The 17,447-nt window shown below is 62.0% G+C and carries 18 protein-coding genes; 10 read left to right on the top strand and 8 right to left on the bottom strand.

All coding sequences use genetic code 11. The annotated features are described in order from the left end of the window. The first annotated feature begins 9 nt into the window (after nucleotides 1-9). Both C8K44_RS04670 and gmk read left to right on the top strand, forming a co-directional pair. Complete coding sequence (locus C8K44_RS04670; RefSeq protein ID WP_109574603.1) at nucleotides 10-900, top strand: YicC/YloC family endoribonuclease; 891 nt, start codon at nucleotides 10-12, stop codon at nucleotides 898-900. A gap of 3 nt (nucleotides 901-903) precedes the next feature. Beyond that, a complete protein-coding gene (gene gmk / locus C8K44_RS04665) occupies nucleotides 904-1,557 on the top strand; it encodes a guanylate kinase (protein ID WP_109574602.1) in 654 nt (217 codons plus the stop codon). 47 nt (nucleotides 1,558-1,604) lie between these two features. Here the strand turns inward: gmk and rsmA are convergent, their stop codons facing one another. The 6 genes from rsmA to lptF all read right to left on the bottom strand — a co-directional run bounded on the left by rsmA (nucleotide 1,605) and on the right by lptF (nucleotide 9,200). Continuing rightward, nucleotides 1,605-2,444, bottom strand: coding sequence for a 16S rRNA (adenine(1518)-N(6)/adenine(1519)-N(6))-dimethyltransferase RsmA (gene rsmA, locus C8K44_RS04660; RefSeq protein WP_109574601.1), 840 nt, complete (start codon nucleotides 2,442-2,444; stop codon nucleotides 1,605-1,607). Further along, nucleotides 2,441-3,463, bottom strand: a complete 1,023-nt coding sequence (gene pdxA, locus C8K44_RS04655) for a 4-hydroxythreonine-4-phosphate dehydrogenase PdxA (RefSeq protein WP_109574600.1) — start codon at nucleotides 3,461-3,463, stop codon at nucleotides 2,441-2,443. The genes rsmA and pdxA overlap by 4 nt, the downstream gene beginning before the upstream one ends. A gap of 3 nt (nucleotides 3,464-3,466) precedes the next feature. Beyond that, nucleotides 3,467-4,402 (bottom strand): peptidylprolyl isomerase, encoded by a 936-nt coding sequence (locus C8K44_RS04650; RefSeq protein WP_109574599.1) that lies wholly within the window; start codon nucleotides 4,400-4,402, stop codon nucleotides 3,467-3,469. Nucleotides 4,403-4,524: 122 nt separating this feature from the next. Next, the gene (locus C8K44_RS04645; RefSeq protein ID WP_109574598.1) at nucleotides 4,525-6,903 is read right to left on the bottom strand and encodes an LPS-assembly protein LptD; all 2,379 of its coding nucleotides are present in this window, start codon (nucleotides 6,901-6,903) and stop codon (nucleotides 4,525-4,527) included. Between the two features lie 12 nt (nucleotides 6,904-6,915). Continuing rightward, a complete protein-coding gene (gene lptG, locus C8K44_RS04640; RefSeq protein WP_199227011.1) occupies nucleotides 6,916-8,004 on the bottom strand; it encodes an LPS export ABC transporter permease LptG in 1,089 nt (362 codons plus the stop codon). Beyond that, entirely contained in the window at nucleotides 8,001-9,200 is a 1,200-nt protein-coding gene (gene lptF / locus C8K44_RS04635; protein ID WP_109574596.1) for an LPS export ABC transporter permease LptF, read from the bottom strand. The genes lptG and lptF overlap by 4 nt, the downstream gene beginning before the upstream one ends. Before the next feature lie 314 nt (nucleotides 9,201-9,514). On the opposite strand from lptF, the gene C8K44_RS04630 reads away from it, so the two are divergent. Beyond that, nucleotides 9,515-11,011: a leucyl aminopeptidase gene (locus C8K44_RS04630; protein ID WP_109574595.1), complete on the top strand. Its 1,497-nt coding sequence runs from the start codon at nucleotides 9,515-9,517 to the stop codon at nucleotides 11,009-11,011. 91 nt (nucleotides 11,012-11,102) lie between these two features. Continuing rightward, on the top strand, nucleotides 11,103-11,552 hold the full coding sequence (locus C8K44_RS04625) for a DNA polymerase III subunit chi (RefSeq protein WP_109574594.1): 450 nt from the start codon (nucleotides 11,103-11,105) through the stop codon (nucleotides 11,550-11,552). Nucleotides 11,553-11,586: 34 nt separating this feature from the next. Here C8K44_RS04625 and C8K44_RS04620 read toward each other — a convergent pair whose 3' ends face one another. Further along, nucleotides 11,587-12,078, bottom strand: a complete 492-nt coding sequence (locus C8K44_RS04620; RefSeq protein ID WP_109574593.1) for a carboxymuconolactone decarboxylase family protein — start codon at nucleotides 12,076-12,078, stop codon at nucleotides 11,587-11,589. 85 nt (nucleotides 12,079-12,163) lie between these two features. Here C8K44_RS04620 and C8K44_RS04615 point away from each other — a divergent pair, with 85 nt between their 5' ends. From C8K44_RS04615 to C8K44_RS04590, 6 genes are all read left to right on the top strand, one after another. Further along, on the top strand, nucleotides 12,164-12,844 hold the full coding sequence (locus C8K44_RS04615) for a TetR/AcrR family transcriptional regulator (RefSeq protein WP_109574592.1): 681 nt from the start codon (nucleotides 12,164-12,166) through the stop codon (nucleotides 12,842-12,844). Nucleotides 12,845-12,907: 63 nt separating this feature from the next. After that, the gene (locus C8K44_RS04610) at nucleotides 12,908-13,525 is read left to right on the top strand and encodes a hypothetical protein (RefSeq protein WP_109574591.1); all 618 of its coding nucleotides are present in this window, start codon (nucleotides 12,908-12,910) and stop codon (nucleotides 13,523-13,525) included. Next, nucleotides 13,522-14,385: a 23S rRNA (adenine(2030)-N(6))-methyltransferase RlmJ gene (locus C8K44_RS04605; protein WP_109574590.1), complete on the top strand. Its 864-nt coding sequence runs from the start codon at nucleotides 13,522-13,524 to the stop codon at nucleotides 14,383-14,385. The genes C8K44_RS04610 and C8K44_RS04605 overlap by 4 nt, the downstream gene beginning before the upstream one ends. A 53-nt stretch (nucleotides 14,386-14,438) precedes the next feature. After that, the gene (locus tag C8K44_RS04600) at nucleotides 14,439-14,906 is read left to right on the top strand and encodes a hypothetical protein (protein WP_109574589.1); all 468 of its coding nucleotides are present in this window, start codon (nucleotides 14,439-14,441) and stop codon (nucleotides 14,904-14,906) included. Nucleotides 14,907-14,924: 18 nt separating this feature from the next. Then, a complete protein-coding gene (locus C8K44_RS04595) occupies nucleotides 14,925-15,629 on the top strand; it encodes a ribonuclease T2 (RefSeq protein WP_109574588.1) in 705 nt (234 codons plus the stop codon). A gap of 69 nt (nucleotides 15,630-15,698) precedes the next feature. Continuing rightward, complete coding sequence (locus tag C8K44_RS04590; protein WP_109574587.1) at nucleotides 15,699-16,298, top strand: glutathione S-transferase family protein; 600 nt, start codon at nucleotides 15,699-15,701, stop codon at nucleotides 16,296-16,298. A gap of 65 nt (nucleotides 16,299-16,363) precedes the next feature. On the opposite strand, the gene C8K44_RS04585 is transcribed toward C8K44_RS04590, so the two are convergent. Next, nucleotides 16,364-17,032 carry an outer membrane protein gene (locus C8K44_RS04585; protein ID WP_109574586.1) on the bottom strand — a complete coding sequence of 223 codons (669 nt, stop codon included), beginning with the start codon at nucleotides 17,030-17,032 and terminating at the stop codon, nucleotides 16,364-16,366. Between the last annotated feature and the right edge of the window lie 415 nt (nucleotides 17,033-17,447).

Raw genomic sequence — 17,447 nt, 5'->3', positions numbered from 1 at the left:
CGCTGCCAGATGAACCTGCAAAGCATGACAGGCTTCGCCCGCGTAGCGGCTGAGCATGAGGGGACGGCGGTCGCCTGGGAGGTGAAGTCGGTCAACGGCAAGAGCGTGGAAGTGCGCTTGCGCCTGCCGCAAGGGTTCGAGCGGCTTGAGCCATCGGTCAGGCAAATCATCCAGAAGCGCTTTTCGCGCGGCAATGTGCAAGCGACGCTGACCGTCAGCCGTACCGGCGGATCGATGGTGCAGCCTGTCATCAACGAGGTTTTCCTGCGCGACGTTGCCGAGCTCGCCAACCGTCTCGTCAAGCAATATGGCGCAGCCCCTGCCAGCGCCGATGGCCTGCTTTCCTTGCGCGGCGTGTTTGACGTGCCGGAAGCGGTCGAGACCGAGGAACAACGCACGGCGCTCGATGCGGTAATCATGAATTGCGTGGAGTCCGGGCTTGCCGGTCTCGTTGAGGCGCGCATGTCCGAAGGCGAGGCTCTGCGGAGCCTGCTGTCGGGCCATATCTCGACCATCGAGACCTTGACGCTGCGGGCCGAGGCCGATCCGTCGCGCGAGCCGGCGCAGATCCGCCAGCGCCTGGCCGAACAGGTTCGCCTGCTCCTTGAGGCATCGCCGGCTCTCGACGAGACGCGGCTCAACATGGAAGCAGCATTCTTGGCCACAAAGGCCGATATCCGCGAGGAGATCGACCGGCTGAAGACGCATGTTGCCTCTGGACGGGCGCTGATAGCGGGCGGCGGTGCGATTGGCCGCAAGCTCGATTTTCTGGCACAGGAATTCAATCGCGAATCGAATACCCTGTGCTCCAAGTCGAACGCCGCCACAGTGACCGCCATAGGGCTGGAACTGAAGGCCGTGGTCGACCAGTTTCGCGAACAAGTTCAGAATCTGGAGTAGCGCATGAGCGCCGAGACCCCATCCATCGTCATCAAGCGGCGCGGCTTGATGCTGGTATTGTCGTCGCCTTCGGGCGCAGGCAAGTCGACCATCTCGCGCAACCTGATCGAAACCGATCCCGAATTGCGGCTGTCGGTCAGCGTGACGACCCGGGCGCGCCGCGGCAGCGAGATCGACGGCGCGCATTATCACTTCACCACCAAGCGCGAATTCGAGATCCTGCGCGACAACGACGCGCTGCTCGAATGGGCCGAGGTCCACGGCAATTACTACGCGACGCCGCGCGAGCCCGTCGAGTTCGCCATGTCGCAGGGCCGCGACATGCTGTTCGACATCGACTGGCAGGGCGCCAAGCAGCTCAAGGAAAAGATGCGCGGCGACATCGTCTCGATCTTCATCCTGCCGCCTTCCATGGGCGAACTTAAGGCACGTCTCAAGCGCCGCGCCGAGGACCAGGACGCGGTCATCGAGACGCGGCTGAAGAATGCCCGCGACGAGATCGAGCATTGGGGCGAATACGACTATGTCGTGATCAACGAAGACCTCAACCGCGCCTTCGCCGAAGTGCGCGCGATCGTGGCCGCCGAACGCCTCCGCCGCGACCGCAGGCCGGGCCTGTTCGATTTCGTTTCGAAATTGCTCGACGAGAAGGTTTGAAAAAGGCGGCCCTTACCCATCAAGGCGGGTGAGGGCATGCCAGGTCTTCAGACAGCCTTCGCCAGCGCCACGAATTCCTCGACGCTGAGCGTTTCGGCACGGCGGGTAGGGTCGATACCGACGGTTTCCAGCAGCTTTTCGCCGCCCATGCTTTTCAAGCTCTGGCGCAGCATCTTGCGGCGTTGGCCGAAGGCCGCCTCGGTGACACGGCCAAGCACCTTCACGTCGGCCGTAAGCGGCTCCTTGCGCGGTTCCAGATGAACCACTGAAGACGTCACCTTGGGCGGCGGCGTAAAGGCCTGCGGCGGCACGTCGAAGGCGATGCGGGCGTCCGTGCGCCATCCCGCGAGAACGCCGAGACGGCCAAAGGCCGAACTCGCCGGCCGCGCCACGATGCGCTCGGCGACCTCGCGCTGGAACATCAACGTCAGGGACTGATAAAACGGCGGCCAGGCCTCGACGGTGAGCCAGCGCACGAGCAACTCCGTGCCGATATTGTAGGGCAGGTTGGCGACGATCTTTGTCGGTTCGCCGTTCGCAAGCGCTGCGAAATCGGTCTTCAGCGCATCGCCTGAGACAACTTCAAGCCGGCCCGGATAGTGGTCGGAAACCTCGGCGAGCGCTGCCAGGCAACGCTCGTCGCGCTCAATGGCGACAACACGCTTGGCGCCGTGCATGAGCAGTGCACGGGTCAGCCCGCCAGGGCCGGGCCCCACTTCGATGACGGTCACGCCGGTAAGATCGCCCGCTGCGCGCGCAACCTTGCCGGTAAGATTGAGGTCCAGCAGGAAGTTCTGGCCAAGTGCCTTCTTGGCCTGGAGGCCGTGGCGCTCGATGACGTCTCGCAGCGGTGGCAGGCCATCGAGGCTGGTGACAGCTGAACTCATGATGTCTTGGCTTCCACGTCGGCGAGCTGGCGCGCCAGCTTCAGCGCGGCGATCAGGCTGTCAGGCCGGGCGATGCCTTGGCCGGCAATGTCGAAAGCTGTGCCGTGATCGGGCGAGGTGCGGATGAAGGGCAGGCCGAGCGTAACGTTGACGGTCTCGTCGAAGGCCAACGCCTTGGCCGGGATCAGCGCCTGGTCGTGATACATGCAGATGGCGGCATCATAGCTGGCACGTGCGCGCGCATGGAACATGGTGTCGGCGGGCAGGGGACCAAAAGCAACGATGCCTTCAGACTTGAGCGCTTCCACCGCCGGTCGGATGATGCGTTCGTCTTCGTGACCCATGGCCCCGCCTTCGCCAGCATGCGGATTGAGCCCCGATACAGCGATGCGCGGGCTTGCGATGCCGAAGCGGGTGCGCAGGTCATGCGCGGTGATGCGAACGGTCTCGATGATGGCGTCAGCGGTCAGTGCCTTCGGCACTTCCGACAGTGAAATGTGAATGGTTACAGGTACGGCGCGCAAGTCTGGTCCAGCGAGCATCATGACCGGGGTTATTTCGGTGCCGGTCTTCACGGAGGCCAGATGCGCGAGGTACTCGGTGTGGCCCGGAAAGCGGAAGCCGGCGTCATAAAGCGGCTTCTTGGCGATAGGGCAGGTGACGACAGCTGCGGCGCGGCCTTCGAACGTGTCGGCGACGGCGCGGTCGATAGCCTCGATGATGCTGCTTGCATTGCCTTTGTCCGGCTGTCCGGGCGTATCGACCGTCGATGCCGCTAGCGGCACGACGGGCAGCGCATTGGCGAAGAGTTGCTTGGCGCCAGCAGGATCGGTCTCGACAATGGCGACTTCGAGCCCCATGGCGCGGGCCCGCGCGGCAACAAGGCTAGGGTCGGCGAGAAGATAAAAGGCCGGCACCTGAGCTTCGTTGCGCAGCCGCCAGGCGGCGACCGCGATTTCAGGACCAATGCCGGAGGGATCGCCCGATGTCAGCGCGAGCGGAGTGCCATGGGAAGCCACGGCCTAGCGCGTTACGATACGAGCGACTTTCCGCAGCTCGGCGACGTACTTCTTGTTGAGTTCGTCGGCCTGTTCGTTGCCGCCCTTGCCTGCGCCTTCCGCCTGGAAGACCATTTGTGCGACCTTGTCGTCGGAGACTTCGCGGGCACTGCAAATACCGATGAATTCGACGCCGCGCTCGGTCTCGCGAACCGGTGTCGCACCGCCTGCCTTGAGCTTCTTGATGTCTTCGGCCCACTCTGGCGGCAGTTGTGGCGCGAGCACGCGCCCAAGATCGCGCACGGTCACGTCAAGCAGGCCTTTGGCGAACTCGCGGGTCTTTTCGCAGCCGTTGAAGCGGCCGCGCATGGCGTCGGCTTCACGCTTGCGCTTGCCAATAGAGCCGCGCTCGGACGCCGGCACGACGAAAATCACCTGCTGCAGCATGTATTCGGTCGCACTGGGCTTGGCACCGCCTTGCTGGAGCATGCGACGCACGGCGTCCTGCTCGCTGGTGCCGCCGCCGCCGCCCTGCTCTGCACGGAACCGTGCGCTGAGCGCCTGGTTCCAGCCCATCTGCGCGCGTATGTAGTCCTTGAAGTGGTTGCTGGTCACGCCAGCCTGCGCCAGGATCTGGTCCATCTGGGCGGGCTTGAGCTTGTTGGAGCCGGCGAAACGCGCATAGGCATCCTCGACCTGCTTGTCGGAGATGCGGATGTTGAGACGCTTCATCTCCGTCAGGCGCAGCGTCTGCTCGATCATTTCCTCGCCGGCATCGCCCTTGCGCTTCTGCAGCTTGAGAAAGGCGGCCCGACGCTGGATGTCGTAGGTGGTGATCGGCACATCATTGACGACGTACTTGATTTCGCTGGCCTGAGCCTGCGGCGCATAGGCGGTCATTGAAACCGACGTCGCCGCCACGAGCAGTGCAAAGCCTGCCGAAAAGAGGTACTTCCGCATGGAAAAAGTCCCGTTCAAACCCCAATCCGGGCTGTGCCCGGACGTTATTGCCCCGTAATTGGCCGCTTTATGCGGCAAAACGATGTCGGGCCGCCCCCGGCACCGCTCCCATGCCTGCCACCCTAGAAGGCGCTTGTTTCCGTGCCGAAATCGCCGAGCGTGCGGAACGAGATGTTGAAGCCGACGGTGCGTGTTACGTCGTCGGGCTCGTTGTGATCGCGGCTTTCCGCATAGGTCATCATGTAGGTGAAGCACTCGTCGTCATAGGCAAAGCCAAGGCCGTTCTTGACGAGCAGATCGTTCTGGATGTCGTAGGTACCAGAGCCGAAGGCGCGCCAATTGTCGTTGAAACGGGCCGTGGCGCCGAGTGTGACTTCATGGCGGTCGGTGGCAAATCCGTAGAGCGGCTGCGCATCGATGAATGCGTATCGCGCCGAGACCGCAAGCGGACGGGCGTCCAGGCCAACCTTGAACTCCGCGCGCCGCACCTCGAGCGACTGCTCGTCGAAGCGACCGCTGACCGATGCGGAGAAGCCGTTCGGGCTGGCGATGCCGGCAAGGGCAACGTAGTCCGACGTATCGGTCTCTAGGCCTGAATAGGCGCCGGCGTTGACGAGGTCAGGGGCAGCAAACGAGTTTTCGCCAGCAAGCTGATAGGACTGGCCAGCGAGCGCGTTTGTGGTCCAGCCATTGTCGAAGCTGCCGGAGTAACGCAATCCGAGGTTGGCGCGCGTGCCGCCTTCCATGCGGTCGTAGCCTGAGAATTTGTCGCGCTCAAACAGCGATGCCGCATCGAAGACGAAGCTCTGCGCGTCTTCGTTTGGAATTCCCAGCCCGGCAATATCGCCTTCGTTCGGGCGAGCGAATAGCTGCGCCATCGGCTCAAGCACATGAGTCGAACTTGTCGACGAAAACAGCACTGGCCAGCGCAATTCGAGACCGAGTGTTGCCATGTAGCGGAACAGCGACGAACGGACATCGTCGGCGACGTTGATCTGCGGGCTTGTCGCCATCGTGTTGATGGCATTGAGCGAGTCCGCCGACGCATTGAGATAGCTGCCGTCGCCGCGGAAAGCGAGCAGCGGCGTGACCAGCAGGCCGCCATCCGTAGTGATCGTTCGCTTCCATTCCGCCTCGGCGGTCAGGCGACCGGACGAGCCGGCGAGACCGTGAATGGTCGGCCCGTTCGCGGCAGCCAGCGCTGCATCGAGCTCAGAGCGCTGGAGGACGCGTGCATTGACGTCGAACGAGAGCTCGCCGCCAGCCACCGGCATGTCCGGGATATAGGCGTAGTCGAGCGTCGGCAGCACCCAAGGCTGCTTGTCAGCTCGAGCCGTGGGGTCGCTGTCGAGCACCTCTTCCTGGACGTCGAAGTGCATGGCACGCAGGTCGAAATAGTTCCGGTCGTTCAGGCCGGTGAGATAGACTTCCGAACGATGCGTGCTGTCGGAGAAGCCATCGATGTTGTAGGTGCGCGAGAAATTCTTGTCGGACTGGGCAAGAATATCCCAACCGAACGCCCAACGCGGATTGAGGTCGAAACGGCCCTTGGAGCCGACCATGCCACGCAGCTTGTTTTCGTCACCAGGAGGGCCGCTGTCGACGGTGTTGGCGTCGAACTTGTCCGGATTCATCTGGTGAATACCGGCCATCTTGAGGGTGTATTCGCCGTTGTTGAAACGCTGGCGCCATTCCGCCTCACCGAGGAAACCCTGCTTGGTGAAACCGGTGCCCGTGACCGTGAGGTCATAGGTAGGGGAAAGGGCGAAGTAGTATGGAATCGAAAGGCCCGCGCCGAGATCGCTCTTGTAGAGAATGCTCGGCATCAGGAAGCCGCTCTTGCGCTTCACCGTCGGGTCAGCGATTTCGAAGGCAGGCAGGAAGGCAATCGGGAAGCCGAAGAACTCGAAATTCGAATTCTCGAAGCGCACGGTCTTCTTCTGGCCGTCCCAAATGATCTTCTGCGCCTTCACGCGCCAGATCGGGGCCTTGTCAGGCGTCTTTTCGCAAGGTGCGCAGGCGGTGTAGACGCCGTTGTTGAACGTCGTCAGCACTCCGCCTTCACGCTTGGCGCTCTCGGCGGCGAAATAGGTCTTGTCGACGGTCTCGACGCGCAGCGCGTTGACGAAGCCGTCAGCAAAGTCGTCGGTGATGTCGATCTCTTGCGAGAAGATCTTGGTACCGTCGGAATTGACGATCGCGACATTACCGCTGGCAATCAGCCGGGAGGTCTTGCGGTCATAGGTGACGCGCTGGGCAACCAGCCGGTTGCCGGCATAGTCGATCTGCACCCCGCCGACGGCAGTCACCGTCTGGACGTCGTTGTCATAGACGAGCGTGTCTGCCTCGAGCAGCATCTGCGAACCCTCGGGCACCGTAGGCGCGAGGTCTGCAACGGTTTGAGCGAACGCTGGAGCGGTCGGAAGCGCGCATGCAAACAGGCATGCGAGCGCGGTCGCACCGAAAAGGCGTGCCCTATGGGCCGTCCTGCGGCTGGCCATTACGCCCCTCAACTAACCGTCCTCCTTATAGAGCAGGAACGTCACCCCGAAGAACATTGCTACGACAACTGGAAGCCACGCCGCAATATAAGTCGGCACGAATCCCGCATTGCCAAATGCTTTGACCAGAACCGAAACGACATAAAGCAGAAAGCCCGCGAGTACGCCACCCAGAATCATCGTTGCTGACTGCCCCATCCGCGCAAATCGCATCGATACTGTTGCAGCAATGAGCGTCATCGCAACCAGAAGGAAGGGAAGGGCGACAAGTGAATGAAATTGCATGGCGAATGCGTTTGCCCTGAGGCCGAACGAACGCGCGATTTCAATCTTTGCGGGTAGCTCGAAGAAGGGAATCGTTTCAGGTCGAGCCAGCCTCTCCTGCACGAACTCCGGCTTCAGATTCGTTGGCACCTGGTCGGTCTGTTCGGCAGTGAAATTCTCACCGCCCTTCATGCTGCGAACGTTGACAAGTTCCCAGTGACCTTCGCGCAGATAGGCCCTGGTGGCATCCTTGCGCTCGACCATGTTGCCATTGGCGTCGAAGATGAAGAACACCGCATCCGCCAGTTCCAGGCCCTGGTTGAGTACGGCGCGGGCGCCGATGATGACTTCTACGCCTTCCGCTCGCTGGCGCAGCCAGGGTGCCGAAAATGCCGAGACCGAATTCGACTGCCGCGAGCGCAGCTCTGATTCGATGTTTTCGGCGCGCGAAAAGCCGTGCGCTGCGATGGGGTTGAGGATGCCGATGGTGATCAGGCCGAATATCAGGGCGCCGACACAGCAAGGCAGCAGGAATTGCCAGGCCGAAATGCCGGCAGCGCGCGCGATCACCAGTTCGTAGCGCCGGTTGAGCGACACGAGCGTCGCCATGGCGCTGAAGAGCGCGACGAATGGCACCGTCTGCTGCATGATCATCGGCACACGCAGTGCTGAAACGGTGAGGGCGAGGCTGAATTTGAAGCCCGGCAGGCTACCGACATTGCTGGAGAATTCGGTGACGTCGATGATGAAGATCAGCGCGAAAATGCCGATGAAGAACCATGTCGTGATGACGGCATAGCGAAACAGGAAGTAGCGCCCGAGTGTCCAGCCCATCATGCCGCTCCGTGGCCGGAAGCACCGCCGCCGAGCCGCATGCGCCATGCCGCAAGCCTTTCGCGGATTTGCGCGGTCATCGCCGCAAGACGGTCGGCCACCGAGACTGGCAGTTCCATGGGACGGTTGTTGCTGATGAACCAGATGGCGAGCAACGAGGCACCGACGGGAATGCTATAAATGACATAACTGACCCAAGGCACGGTCTCTGCCTTGCTGCCGGCGAAAAAGCCGAGCCAGCGGAAAAACAGCGCGATGGTGACGGTGGTGATGAGCGGATGGATGCGTGCTTCGCGATGCGACCGCGCATCACCCGCCACGGCAAGTGCTATGAACGCGAAGGCGATCGAATAGAGCCATTCGGTGAAGCGGCGGTCGAGTTCGACGGTGAACAGCCGCGGATTGCGCTGATAGAACTTGTCGCTGTGCGACGGGTTCATCAGATAGGCCGTCGATCGATCCTTCGGCGCCATGGTGACTTCCTGCGCCGCGGATGAGAATTCGCTGAGGTCGAAGGCGTAGGAATCGAAGCTGATCACCGACACTTCGCCGGCAGGCGCCTTGCGGTGGATCACGCCCTCATTCATCACCAGCATCTGCTTGTTATTGCGCTCGATAAAGGAGCCGTCCTTGGCGTAATAGACGAGGTCGACATTCGGTTCGCGCGAATCGGCAACGAAAATACGGCCGAGCCCGCCATTGGGCAGCCGTTCGCCAACCTGGACGAACAGGCCTTCGTCGACCTTGCGGAACGTTCCCTCCTGGATGATCAGCGACAACAGGTCGGCGCGCGAGGTGGCGATCAGTTCCCGGTTGCGCTGGCGCGCCATCGGCTCGGCGACGTTGTCGACGACGAAGGAAAACAGGCTGGCGCCGATCGCAAGGATGAGAATCGGCCGGATGACCGTCATTCGCGAGGCGCCGGCGGCATTGAGGATCACAAGCTCCGAGTCGCTGTTCATCGTGCTCAGCGTCAACGCCACGGCGATGACCACCGCAAAGGGCACTACGATGGGAATGACCGTCGGCAAGATGAGTGCTGCGACCTCGAAGAAGGTTAGCGCCGATTGGCCACTATCCGTGACCAGGTCGATTCGGCCGAGCACCTGGGTGGTCCAGACGATGGCCAATGTCCAAGTCAGCGCCGCGATGAAAACCGCGAACGCACGACGCAGGATGTAGCGCTCAACAACCTTCATCGATGACCAGGATTCCGTGTTTCCGACTTGGCCGGCCGACAGGATGTCGCTTGGCCGGTGGAGGCTAAGGTATAGTCCAAGGCAAGCCGGCACAACCGGCCCCTTCAAGCCGGCACTGTTCCAACACCGTCTCCCGCCGGGGGAGAGTCTCGGCACGATTGGCTAAGAAAAGCCGAACAAAGGTGGTTAACGCAAGTTTTCCGACGATATTTAGACTTTAGCGATACCTCCCCAAGATGACGGGAGGCTTGCCAAATCGCAGAAAACGACGAAATGTCGCGCACCATCAGAACCGGATCCGAAAGCAGGATATCATGACTTCTAAGCCGTCGATCAGCTTCGCCAAGCCAAGCGTGCCAAAAAAAGGCACGGTTTTCGTCTTCTCGGCCGAAGATGGGGGCCTGGGTGAAGCCGCGCGCGCCTGCGATCCCGCCAAGACGCTCGATCGCGCTTTCCCAGTCGCGGATTTCACCGGCAAGTCAGGTAGCGTCGTGGAAGTTCTTGCTCCCGAGGGTACGGCAGCTGATCGCCTTGTCGCAATCGGCATCGGCAAGACCACGGCGCTTGACGAATATTCCTGGCTGAAGCTCGGCGGCGTACTCGCCGGACAGTTGCGCAAGGCCACCGAGGTGGCGGTGGTTCTCGACATCCCGGGAGTGACAGTCGATGGCGCCGCAGCAGCTGGCGTCGCGGCCGGCATCCTGCTCAGGGCCTACACCTTCGACAAATACAAGACCAAGAAGGACAATGGCGACGGCAAGGCCGATGACAAGAAGCCGGCCAAGGTGACCATTCACTGCGCGGATCCGACCGCGGCCAAGAAGGCCTTCGCCGATGCCGAGGCGATCGTCGGTGGCGTGGTGCTTGCCCGCGATCTCGTCAACGAGCCGGCCAATGTGCTCGGCCCGGTGGAATTCGCCGCACAAGCCAAGGAACTCGAAAAGCTCGGCGTCAAGGTCGAGATCCTGACCGAGAAGGAAATGAAGAAGCTCGGCATGGGCGCGCTGCTCGGCGTCGCCCAAGGTTCGGTGCGGCCCCCGCGCCTTGCGGTAATGCAGTGGAACGGCGGCAAGGCCAAGGACAAGCCGGTTGCCTTCGTTGGCAAGGGCGTGGTCTTCGATTCGGGTGGCGTGTCGATCAAGCCGGCCGCCGGCATGGAAGACATGAAGGGCGACATGGGCGGTGCTGCCGCCGTCACCGGCCTGATGCACGCGCTTGCCGCCCGCAAGGCAAAGGCCAACGTGGTCGGCATTATCGGCCTGGTTGAAAACATGGTCGACGGCAATGCCCAGAGACCGGGCGACATCGTCACCTCGATGTCGGGCCAGACCATCGAAGTGCTGAACACCGACGCGGAAGGGCGCCTCGTGCTCGCGGATGCGCTTTGGTACTGCAACCAGCGCTTCGAGCCGAAGTTCATGATCAATCTGGCGACGCTCACCGGTGCGATCATGGTGGCGCTGGGGCAGCAGCATGCAGGCCTGTTCTCAAACAATGACGAACTGGCTACCCGCCTGACCGACTCGGGCACGGTGACGCAGGAGAAGCTGTGGCGCATGCCGCTCGGCTCCGACTATGACAAGCTGATCGATTCCAAGAATGCCGACATGAAAAACATCGGCGGCCGTTACGGCGGCTCGATCACTGCGGCGCAGTTCCTGCAGCGTTTCGTCAAGGAAACGCCATGGGCGCATCTCGACATCGCCGGTACCGCGATGGGCTCGCCGACCAACGAGATCAACCAGTCCTGGGGTTCGGGCTACGGCGTGCGGTTGCTCGACAGGCTGGTGCGCGACCACTACGAGGGGTAAGGCCAGTCAGATCCGCCGTGCTGGACTTATCCGGCACGGCGGAAGCCTGAGAGCTTCACCGCCGAATGGAATTGGGGCATAGCATTGCCCAATGGCCGAAGTCCTATTCTACCACCTGACCGAATCGACGCTCGAGGATGCGCTGCCGGGCTTGCTCGAACGCAGCCTGCAGCGCGGCTGGAAGGCTGTGGTGCAGACTGGCAGCGAAGAGCGACGCGATGCGCTCGACGCGCATTTGTGGACCTTTCGCGATGATTCGTTCTTGGCCCATGGCAGCGACCACGAGGCGCACGCTGCCGACCAGCCGGTGGTGCTGACCGTGGGCGAGGGCAATCCGAATGCGGCCGAAATCCGTTTCCTTGTCGACGGCGCCTCGCCGCCCGACATCGCGCCTTATCAGCGCGCCGTCTTCCTGTTTGACGGACATGATGCGGCGCAACTCGAAGGGGCGCGCGAGCACTGGAAGACGATGAAGGCGGCTGGCCACACTGTGACCTACTGGCAGCAGACAGCGGATCGACGCTGGGAGCGCAAGGCGTAAAGGCGCAGCTCTGCGAACCGCGCCTCAACGGCCCCTATTTGGTGGCACTCATTTCGCCGCCGAGTTCCTTCTTGAAGGTCTCGAAGTCGACCTGCAAGCCGTTGAAGATCGTACTCCAGTGGCGTGTTAGCGCCGCCATCGCTACCGCCTCTTGAATTTCATCTTGCGTGGCGCCGAGCTTCTTGGCGTCCTCGGTGTCCACCCAGATGCAATAGCTGCATGGAATCTGCGCTGCGACGGCGAGGGAGATCAGTGCCTTGGTCTTTGGCGGCAGCGCAGTCTTGTCGCTCAATTCGATGTTTTTCAGTTCCGCCCAGGCACCGGGAAGGCCTGCCTTGGGGAACTGCTTGACGAAGCTGGGAACTCCACCCATCGACTTTTGAATGTCGTTCAAGGTTGCATCGTAATCGTCGGCGTGAACGGGCAACGGCATGAATACGAGGGTGGCAGAACAGGCTGCGGCGCCGGCCAGGACCGTCATCGTGCGGCGGAACGAGGCGAGGGCGGACGTGTCGTATGCTGACATGACTTCCTCCTCTGGAACAATTTTACCTTACGGTGTAAGGTAGGGGAATTGTTGAGCCTTACAGTGTAAGTTGTCAAGCGAGGCCATGGACAAGCCAATCAACAAAAAGCGAGCGCGGCTTTCGCGCGACATGATCGAGGCAGCGGCATTCGAGGTCATCGAGCGCGAAGGGCTGGCAGGTTTTTCGATGCGCAAGCTGGCGCAGGTGCTCGGCTGCGAGGCGATGAGCATCTATCACCACTACCCTTCGGCGGCGCATATATTCGAAGCGTTGGTCGAAAGGCTGATCTGCCAACTTGAGATACCTTCGCACGACCTGCCGTGGCGCGACCGCGTGACGGCCGTCGTAAGCGGCTATCGAACCATGGCGCGCGCGCATCCGGCGTTCGCACCTTTCCTGGTCACCTATCGAATGAACTCGCCGAAATGCCTGAAATGGCTTGATGCCGTGATCGGCCTGTTCGAGGACGGCGGCTTCGGACGCGAACGCTCCGCACGCATGTTTCGCGCGATCGGCTACTATGTGATGGGGGCGATCCTCGATGAAACGGCTGGCTACGCGAAAGGGCCGTCGGCAGTGACGACTGTCGACGACGAGCAGTTACGTCGCGATTTTCCCAATGTCGCGGCGGCCGGTCCATTTTTCGCCGTGGCCGAATTCGACGCCACATTCGAGATGGGCCTCGAAATGATGCTGGACGAGATGGAGCGCGAAGTTGCGGGGAACGCCCACGCCGGACTTTCCGGCGCCGGTCAAAAGCCTTAGTAGGGGAGACCTTTTCCGTCCGCCGCCCGCTTTGCCTTGGGCGGCCACAGAGTTTCGAGCGCCATGCGGTTCCTGTTTCTTGTCATCCTGCTTGCAGGCACCGGCCTGGGCATCATCTACCCTTGGGCGACCACCAATTTCAGCGGTCATGAGATCGGTACCTATCGCGCCTATGATCGCGCCGGCGGCTTTCGTCCCGTAGAGGTGGCGCTGGCGACCGCAGACGCGCCGGTGCGCGTGCTCGTCGATCTGACGACGCTGGCGCCTCCCGTGGTCAAGCCCGCGCGAGCAATCCTTACGATCACCGCTTCGACAAGCGGTGAAACCGTGTTGGCCCAAGCGTTGAACTTCATCGACACCACGCCGCGGGAACGCAGCCCGCAGCTTCCCGATCCGATCTTCCGCGACGACGCCGGCCTGATCCGCGACGTGCAGCCCGGGACCTATCGCTTCGTCGTCGGGCAGGGCGATGCCGACAATGTCCAGATCCAGCGCGTCGACATCATCTTGCGTTCGGGCGGCGGCGAGGCCGACGCGCGCGCGCAGCCTGTTGGATTTTCACTAATGGCGATCGGTTTCATCGGCCTGGTGCTGTCGCTGCGGCGCGGCGGCGGCCGCCCGGAGAACCCGAATTCGCAGCCGCCGGCGCCACGCTGGGGCAGGGGCGCGGACAAGTCATGAACTATCGTCATGTCTATCACGCCGGAAATTTCGCCGACGTCATCAAGCACGCCGTGCTCGCCCGGCTGGTCGAATATCTCAAGCGCAAGGACAAGGCGTTTCGGGTCATCGACACCCATGCCGGCATCGGCCTTTACGATCTGTCGTCCGACGAAGCGCGCAAGACAGGCGAATGGCATGACGGCATTGGCCGGCTGATGGACGCGGTTTTGCCGAGCGACGCTGCTGAGCTGCTTGCGCCTTATCTTGATGCCGTTCGCTCGGTGAACGCGGGGGGCGGCGGCGTCGAAAAATACCCCGGCTCGCCGCTGATCGCCCGGCATCTGCTGCGCAAGCAGGATCGGCTGTCGGCAATCGAACTGCATCCCGAGGATGCCAAAACGCTGGCAGGGCTCTTCGAAGGCGATTTCCAGACCCGGGTCACCGAACTCGACGGCTGGCTTGCGCTGGGAGCGCATCTGCCGCCGAAGGAGAAGCGCGGGCTGGTGCTGGTTGACCCGCCTTTCGAGATCGGCGGAGAGTTCGATCGTCTGGTCGAGGGCCTCAAGAAGGCACATCGGCGTTGGCCGGGCGGCATCTTCGCGCTGTGGTACCCGGTCAAGGACCGCAAGGCGGTGGCTGCGTTCCGCCAAGCATTGGCTGACGCCGGCATCCTCAAGATTATGGACATCGAGTTCTATATCCGCCCGCCTTCGTCCGAGCCGTGTCTTGACGGCACCGGCATGGTGGTGGTGAACCCGCCTTACCAGTTGGAAAGCGAGCTGCGTACGATGCTGCCAGCGCTGAGCGGGATTCTTGCAGAAGACGCAGGCGCCCGCTGGTCGGTCGAGTGGCTCGCCGGTGAAACCGCGGCTTCTTGACCGAAACGCGGCGAAGCCGCAAACTGGGTTGCACCAGCCTTGGAGTGGGAACCATGAGTCGCATCGCCAGCACCATCTTTGCCGCAATCATCGGACTTGGTACGGCCGGACTCGGCACAGCCTCGGTGCAAGCGGCAGATCTTGCGGTCTATACCGATAATTCCGGCTATTCCGGAATGTGCGCCAACGCCTGGGTGCTGAATCGCATTACCAGCCGTTTCAATCATCAGGTTCGCAACGTTCCGCACCTGCCTCAGGTCGGCATCAGCAATTTCCAGCGCATCTATGCGACCCGCTATGAGCCAGCCAACGAAGATCACCCCATCGGCCGCACCTATTGCGGGGCCACGGTGACGCTGTCGGACGGACATGACCGCAGCATCTGGTACCTCATAGAGGAAGGCATGGGCTTTGCCTCGATAGGTGACAATGTCGAGTTTTGCGTCGCTGGCTTCGACCGCTGGTACGTCTACAATGGCGGCTTCAACGGTGATCAGGCTGGTTGCCGCGTACTGCGCTGAGACTGGCTGGACTTAGACATGAGACTGTTGGCTTGCGGGTGGGCAATCGCGTTTGCCGCGTTGCTCACACTTGCCGCTTGCAAGCCCGCCGAGGAAAGTTCCAGCGAAAGCAAGTCGGCCACGCCGGCTGAAGCGACCGTGCCCAGGGGGCAGGGCTTCGACTTCTACGTGCTGGCGCTGTCGTGGTCGCCAAGCTATTGCGAGGCGGAGGGCGAGCAGGCCAATGGCCAGCAATGCCGTGCCGGCAGGCCCTATGCCTTCGTGGTTCATGGCCTATGGCCGCAATATGAGCGCGGCTATCCGCTGGACTGCAAGACCAACAACAGTGATGTCTCAAGCGAGAAGCTGCGCGGCCTCTACGACCTGATGCCGTCTGCGGGCCTGATCCGCCATGAATGGCGGAAGCACGGCACGTGCTCGGGCCTCAGCCAGGACGACTATTTCAAGGTGTTGCGCGCGGCACGGCAAAAGGTCGAGATTCCCTCAGAGTTCAAGCGGCTCGACGCCTACCGCACTTTGGCGCCGGGGCAAGCCGAGCGCGCCTTCCTGCAATCGAACCCGCAGATGAAGGCGGATGGCATCGCGGTTGTCTGCGACAGGCGCTATCTGCAGGAGGTCCGCATCTGCATGACCAAGGATCTCGAGTTCCGCGGCTGCCCGGAGATCGAGCGCCGCGCCTGCCGCCTCGACAAGGTGGTGATGCCGCCTGTGCGTGGCCGCTGATTTCGCCTTGCGCCGCGTTGCCGACGAAAATCCCGCAGCATAAGGTCCTCGCCAAAAGGGACCCATATCATGCCGAAGCTTCTTTATTCCGCCACTTCGCCTTACAGCGCCAAGGTGCGTTTGGCCGCCACTTATGCCGGCATCGCCTTTGAGGCTGTGGTCGTCGATACGGCGGCCCAGCCGGCGCTGCTGACCGATGCCAATCCATTGGGCAAGATTCCGGTCTGGATCACAGACGAGGGCGAGGGCATCTACGACAGCCGGGTAATCACTCAGTATCTGAACCGGCTTTCGGGCAACAAGCTGTTTCCCCGCAACGCCGAAAAGCGGCTGGACGCAGAACGCCTGGAAGCTATCGCCGACGGCATCTGCGACTGCCTGCTGGCAATCGTCTACGAACGCCGCTCAAGGCCTGAGGAACTCGTGCATCAGCCTTGGCTCGACAAGCAGTGGACAAAGACTGCGCGCGCGCTCGACCTGCTCAATTCCAATCCGCCGAAACTGCCGAAGTCGATCAGCGTCGGCCAGATCGCGCTGCGCACTGCCATCGCCTACATGGAGCTTCGCTTCGCCGGCAAGTGGGACAAGGGCCGCCCGCGGCTGAAGCGCTGGGCTGCCCGTTTCGACGAGAAATTCCCGGAACTGAAAGAGATCATTCCCCAGGCTTGACTGGGTCAACCAACAAAAAAAGCCGGGCGTGAGCCCGGCTTTTTCGTTTGTACTGATCGCGAGGATCAGAACTTCATACCGACGCCGAACGTGACGCGGTGATCCTTGTACGACACGTCGTGGTTGGTGCCGCCGAGGTTGTAGCTGTCGGTGCCGAGGTCGGTGTAGCGGTACTCGACACGGCCGAAGACCGACTCGGTCAGCTTGATGTCGGTGCCGACGCCGGCCGTCCAGCCGAGGGCGGTGTTCGACTCGCTGTTGCCAACAGCGTCCGTGACCTTGACCTGCGAGCCAGCGCCACCGGCCGTACCGTAGACCAGGATGTCAGGCGTGACGACATAACCGAGACGGGCGCGCAGCGAGCCTTCGAGGCCACCCTTGACGCTCGTTCCAGCGTTGTCGCCTTCCACGCCGTTGTAGCCGAGGTCGGCTTCACCACCGATGACGAAGTTGTCCATCTGGTAGTTGTAGCCGCCGAACGCACCGCCAACGAAGCCGCTCGTGCCGATCTCGTTGTTGAAGGTCTTGTCCTTCGCTTCACCGCTGAAGCCGTAGCCGAGCGAGACACCGGCGTAGGGGCCGGACCACGTGTTGACCGGGGGCTGCTCCATCGGGGCGGCAGGTGCCGGCGGCTCTTCCATGACGACGTCGGCAGCGAATGCCGGCATTGCAGCCAAGGCGACCAGGCCGAACGCCGCCGCGAGCGGGCGGGCGTGCTTGAGAATGGCAGTCATTATATTACTCCTTAAAGCCAACTAAACACTGGCTCTTTTTCGAAATGGCACCCTTCAAAGCCCGTCCGGGGGGAGAAACGGTAGGGGCGCCGAACGGTTGCGAATGTCGTGCCGAAATGCGGCTGAACCGAACCTGAAGTGAGGTGATTGGCTGGCGCAAATGAGGCTGAAGCGTGGCGTTGCGCTATTGCAACAACCTCTGTCAGGAGCCTTGCCGGCCATTTGCCGCAACCCGCTTGGTGCAAGGGGTTGGGCGTTCTATATCTCGGTTGCCGGCGTGCTTCGCGGGTGGTGTTTCGGGCGGCGAAGGAGGCTTTCGCCACATTGCCGCCAGATCCGTGAACGGCTTTTTACACAGGTTACCAAAATGGTGGCCGTACCTGCCTCTACGTAAGCTGGCGAACAGCATGAAGGG

Source organism: Aminobacter sp. AP02 (assembly GCF_003148805.1).
Lineage (GTDB): Bacteria > Pseudomonadota > Alphaproteobacteria > Rhizobiales > Rhizobiaceae > Aminobacter.
This window is presented reverse-complemented; position numbering and strand designations above follow the sequence as displayed.

Coding starts and splice junctions, on each gene's coding strand:
- C8K44_RS04670 (WP_109574603.1), top strand. CDS start 10: ATGAACCTGCAAAGCATGACAGGCTTCGCCCGCGTAGCGGCTGAGCAT.
- gmk (WP_109574602.1), top strand. CDS start 904: ATGAGCGCCGAGACCCCATCCATCGTCATCAAGCGGCGCGGCTTGATG.
- rsmA (WP_109574601.1), bottom strand. CDS start 2,444: ATGAGTTCAGCTGTCACCAGCCTCGATGGCCTGCCACCGCTGCGAGAC.
- C8K44_RS04650 (WP_109574599.1), bottom strand. CDS start 4,402: ATGCGGAAGTACCTCTTTTCGGCAGGCTTTGCACTGCTCGTGGCGGCG.
- C8K44_RS04645 (WP_109574598.1), bottom strand. CDS start 6,903: ATGGCCAGCCGCAGGACGGCCCATAGGGCACGCCTTTTCGGTGCGACC.
- lptG (WP_199227011.1), bottom strand. CDS start 8,004: ATGATGGGCTGGACACTCGGGCGCTACTTCCTGTTTCGCTATGCCGTC.
- lptF (WP_109574596.1), bottom strand. CDS start 9,200: ATGAAGGTTGTTGAGCGCTACATCCTGCGTCGTGCGTTCGCGGTTTTC.
- C8K44_RS04630 (WP_109574595.1), top strand. CDS start 9,515: ATGACTTCTAAGCCGTCGATCAGCTTCGCCAAGCCAAGCGTGCCAAAA.
- C8K44_RS04625 (WP_109574594.1), top strand. CDS start 11,103: ATGGCCGAAGTCCTATTCTACCACCTGACCGAATCGACGCTCGAGGAT.
- C8K44_RS04620 (WP_109574593.1), bottom strand. CDS start 12,078: ATGTCAGCATACGACACGTCCGCCCTCGCCTCGTTCCGCCGCACGATG.
- C8K44_RS04615 (WP_109574592.1), top strand. CDS start 12,164: ATGGACAAGCCAATCAACAAAAAGCGAGCGCGGCTTTCGCGCGACATG.
- C8K44_RS04610 (WP_109574591.1), top strand. CDS start 12,908: ATGCGGTTCCTGTTTCTTGTCATCCTGCTTGCAGGCACCGGCCTGGGC.
- C8K44_RS04605 (WP_109574590.1), top strand. CDS start 13,522: ATGAACTATCGTCATGTCTATCACGCCGGAAATTTCGCCGACGTCATC.
- C8K44_RS04600 (WP_109574589.1), top strand. CDS start 14,439: ATGAGTCGCATCGCCAGCACCATCTTTGCCGCAATCATCGGACTTGGT.
- C8K44_RS04595 (WP_109574588.1), top strand. CDS start 14,925: ATGAGACTGTTGGCTTGCGGGTGGGCAATCGCGTTTGCCGCGTTGCTC.
- C8K44_RS04590 (WP_109574587.1), top strand. CDS start 15,699: ATGCCGAAGCTTCTTTATTCCGCCACTTCGCCTTACAGCGCCAAGGTG.
- C8K44_RS04585 (WP_109574586.1), bottom strand. CDS start 17,032: ATGACTGCCATTCTCAAGCACGCCCGCCCGCTCGCGGCGGCGTTCGGC.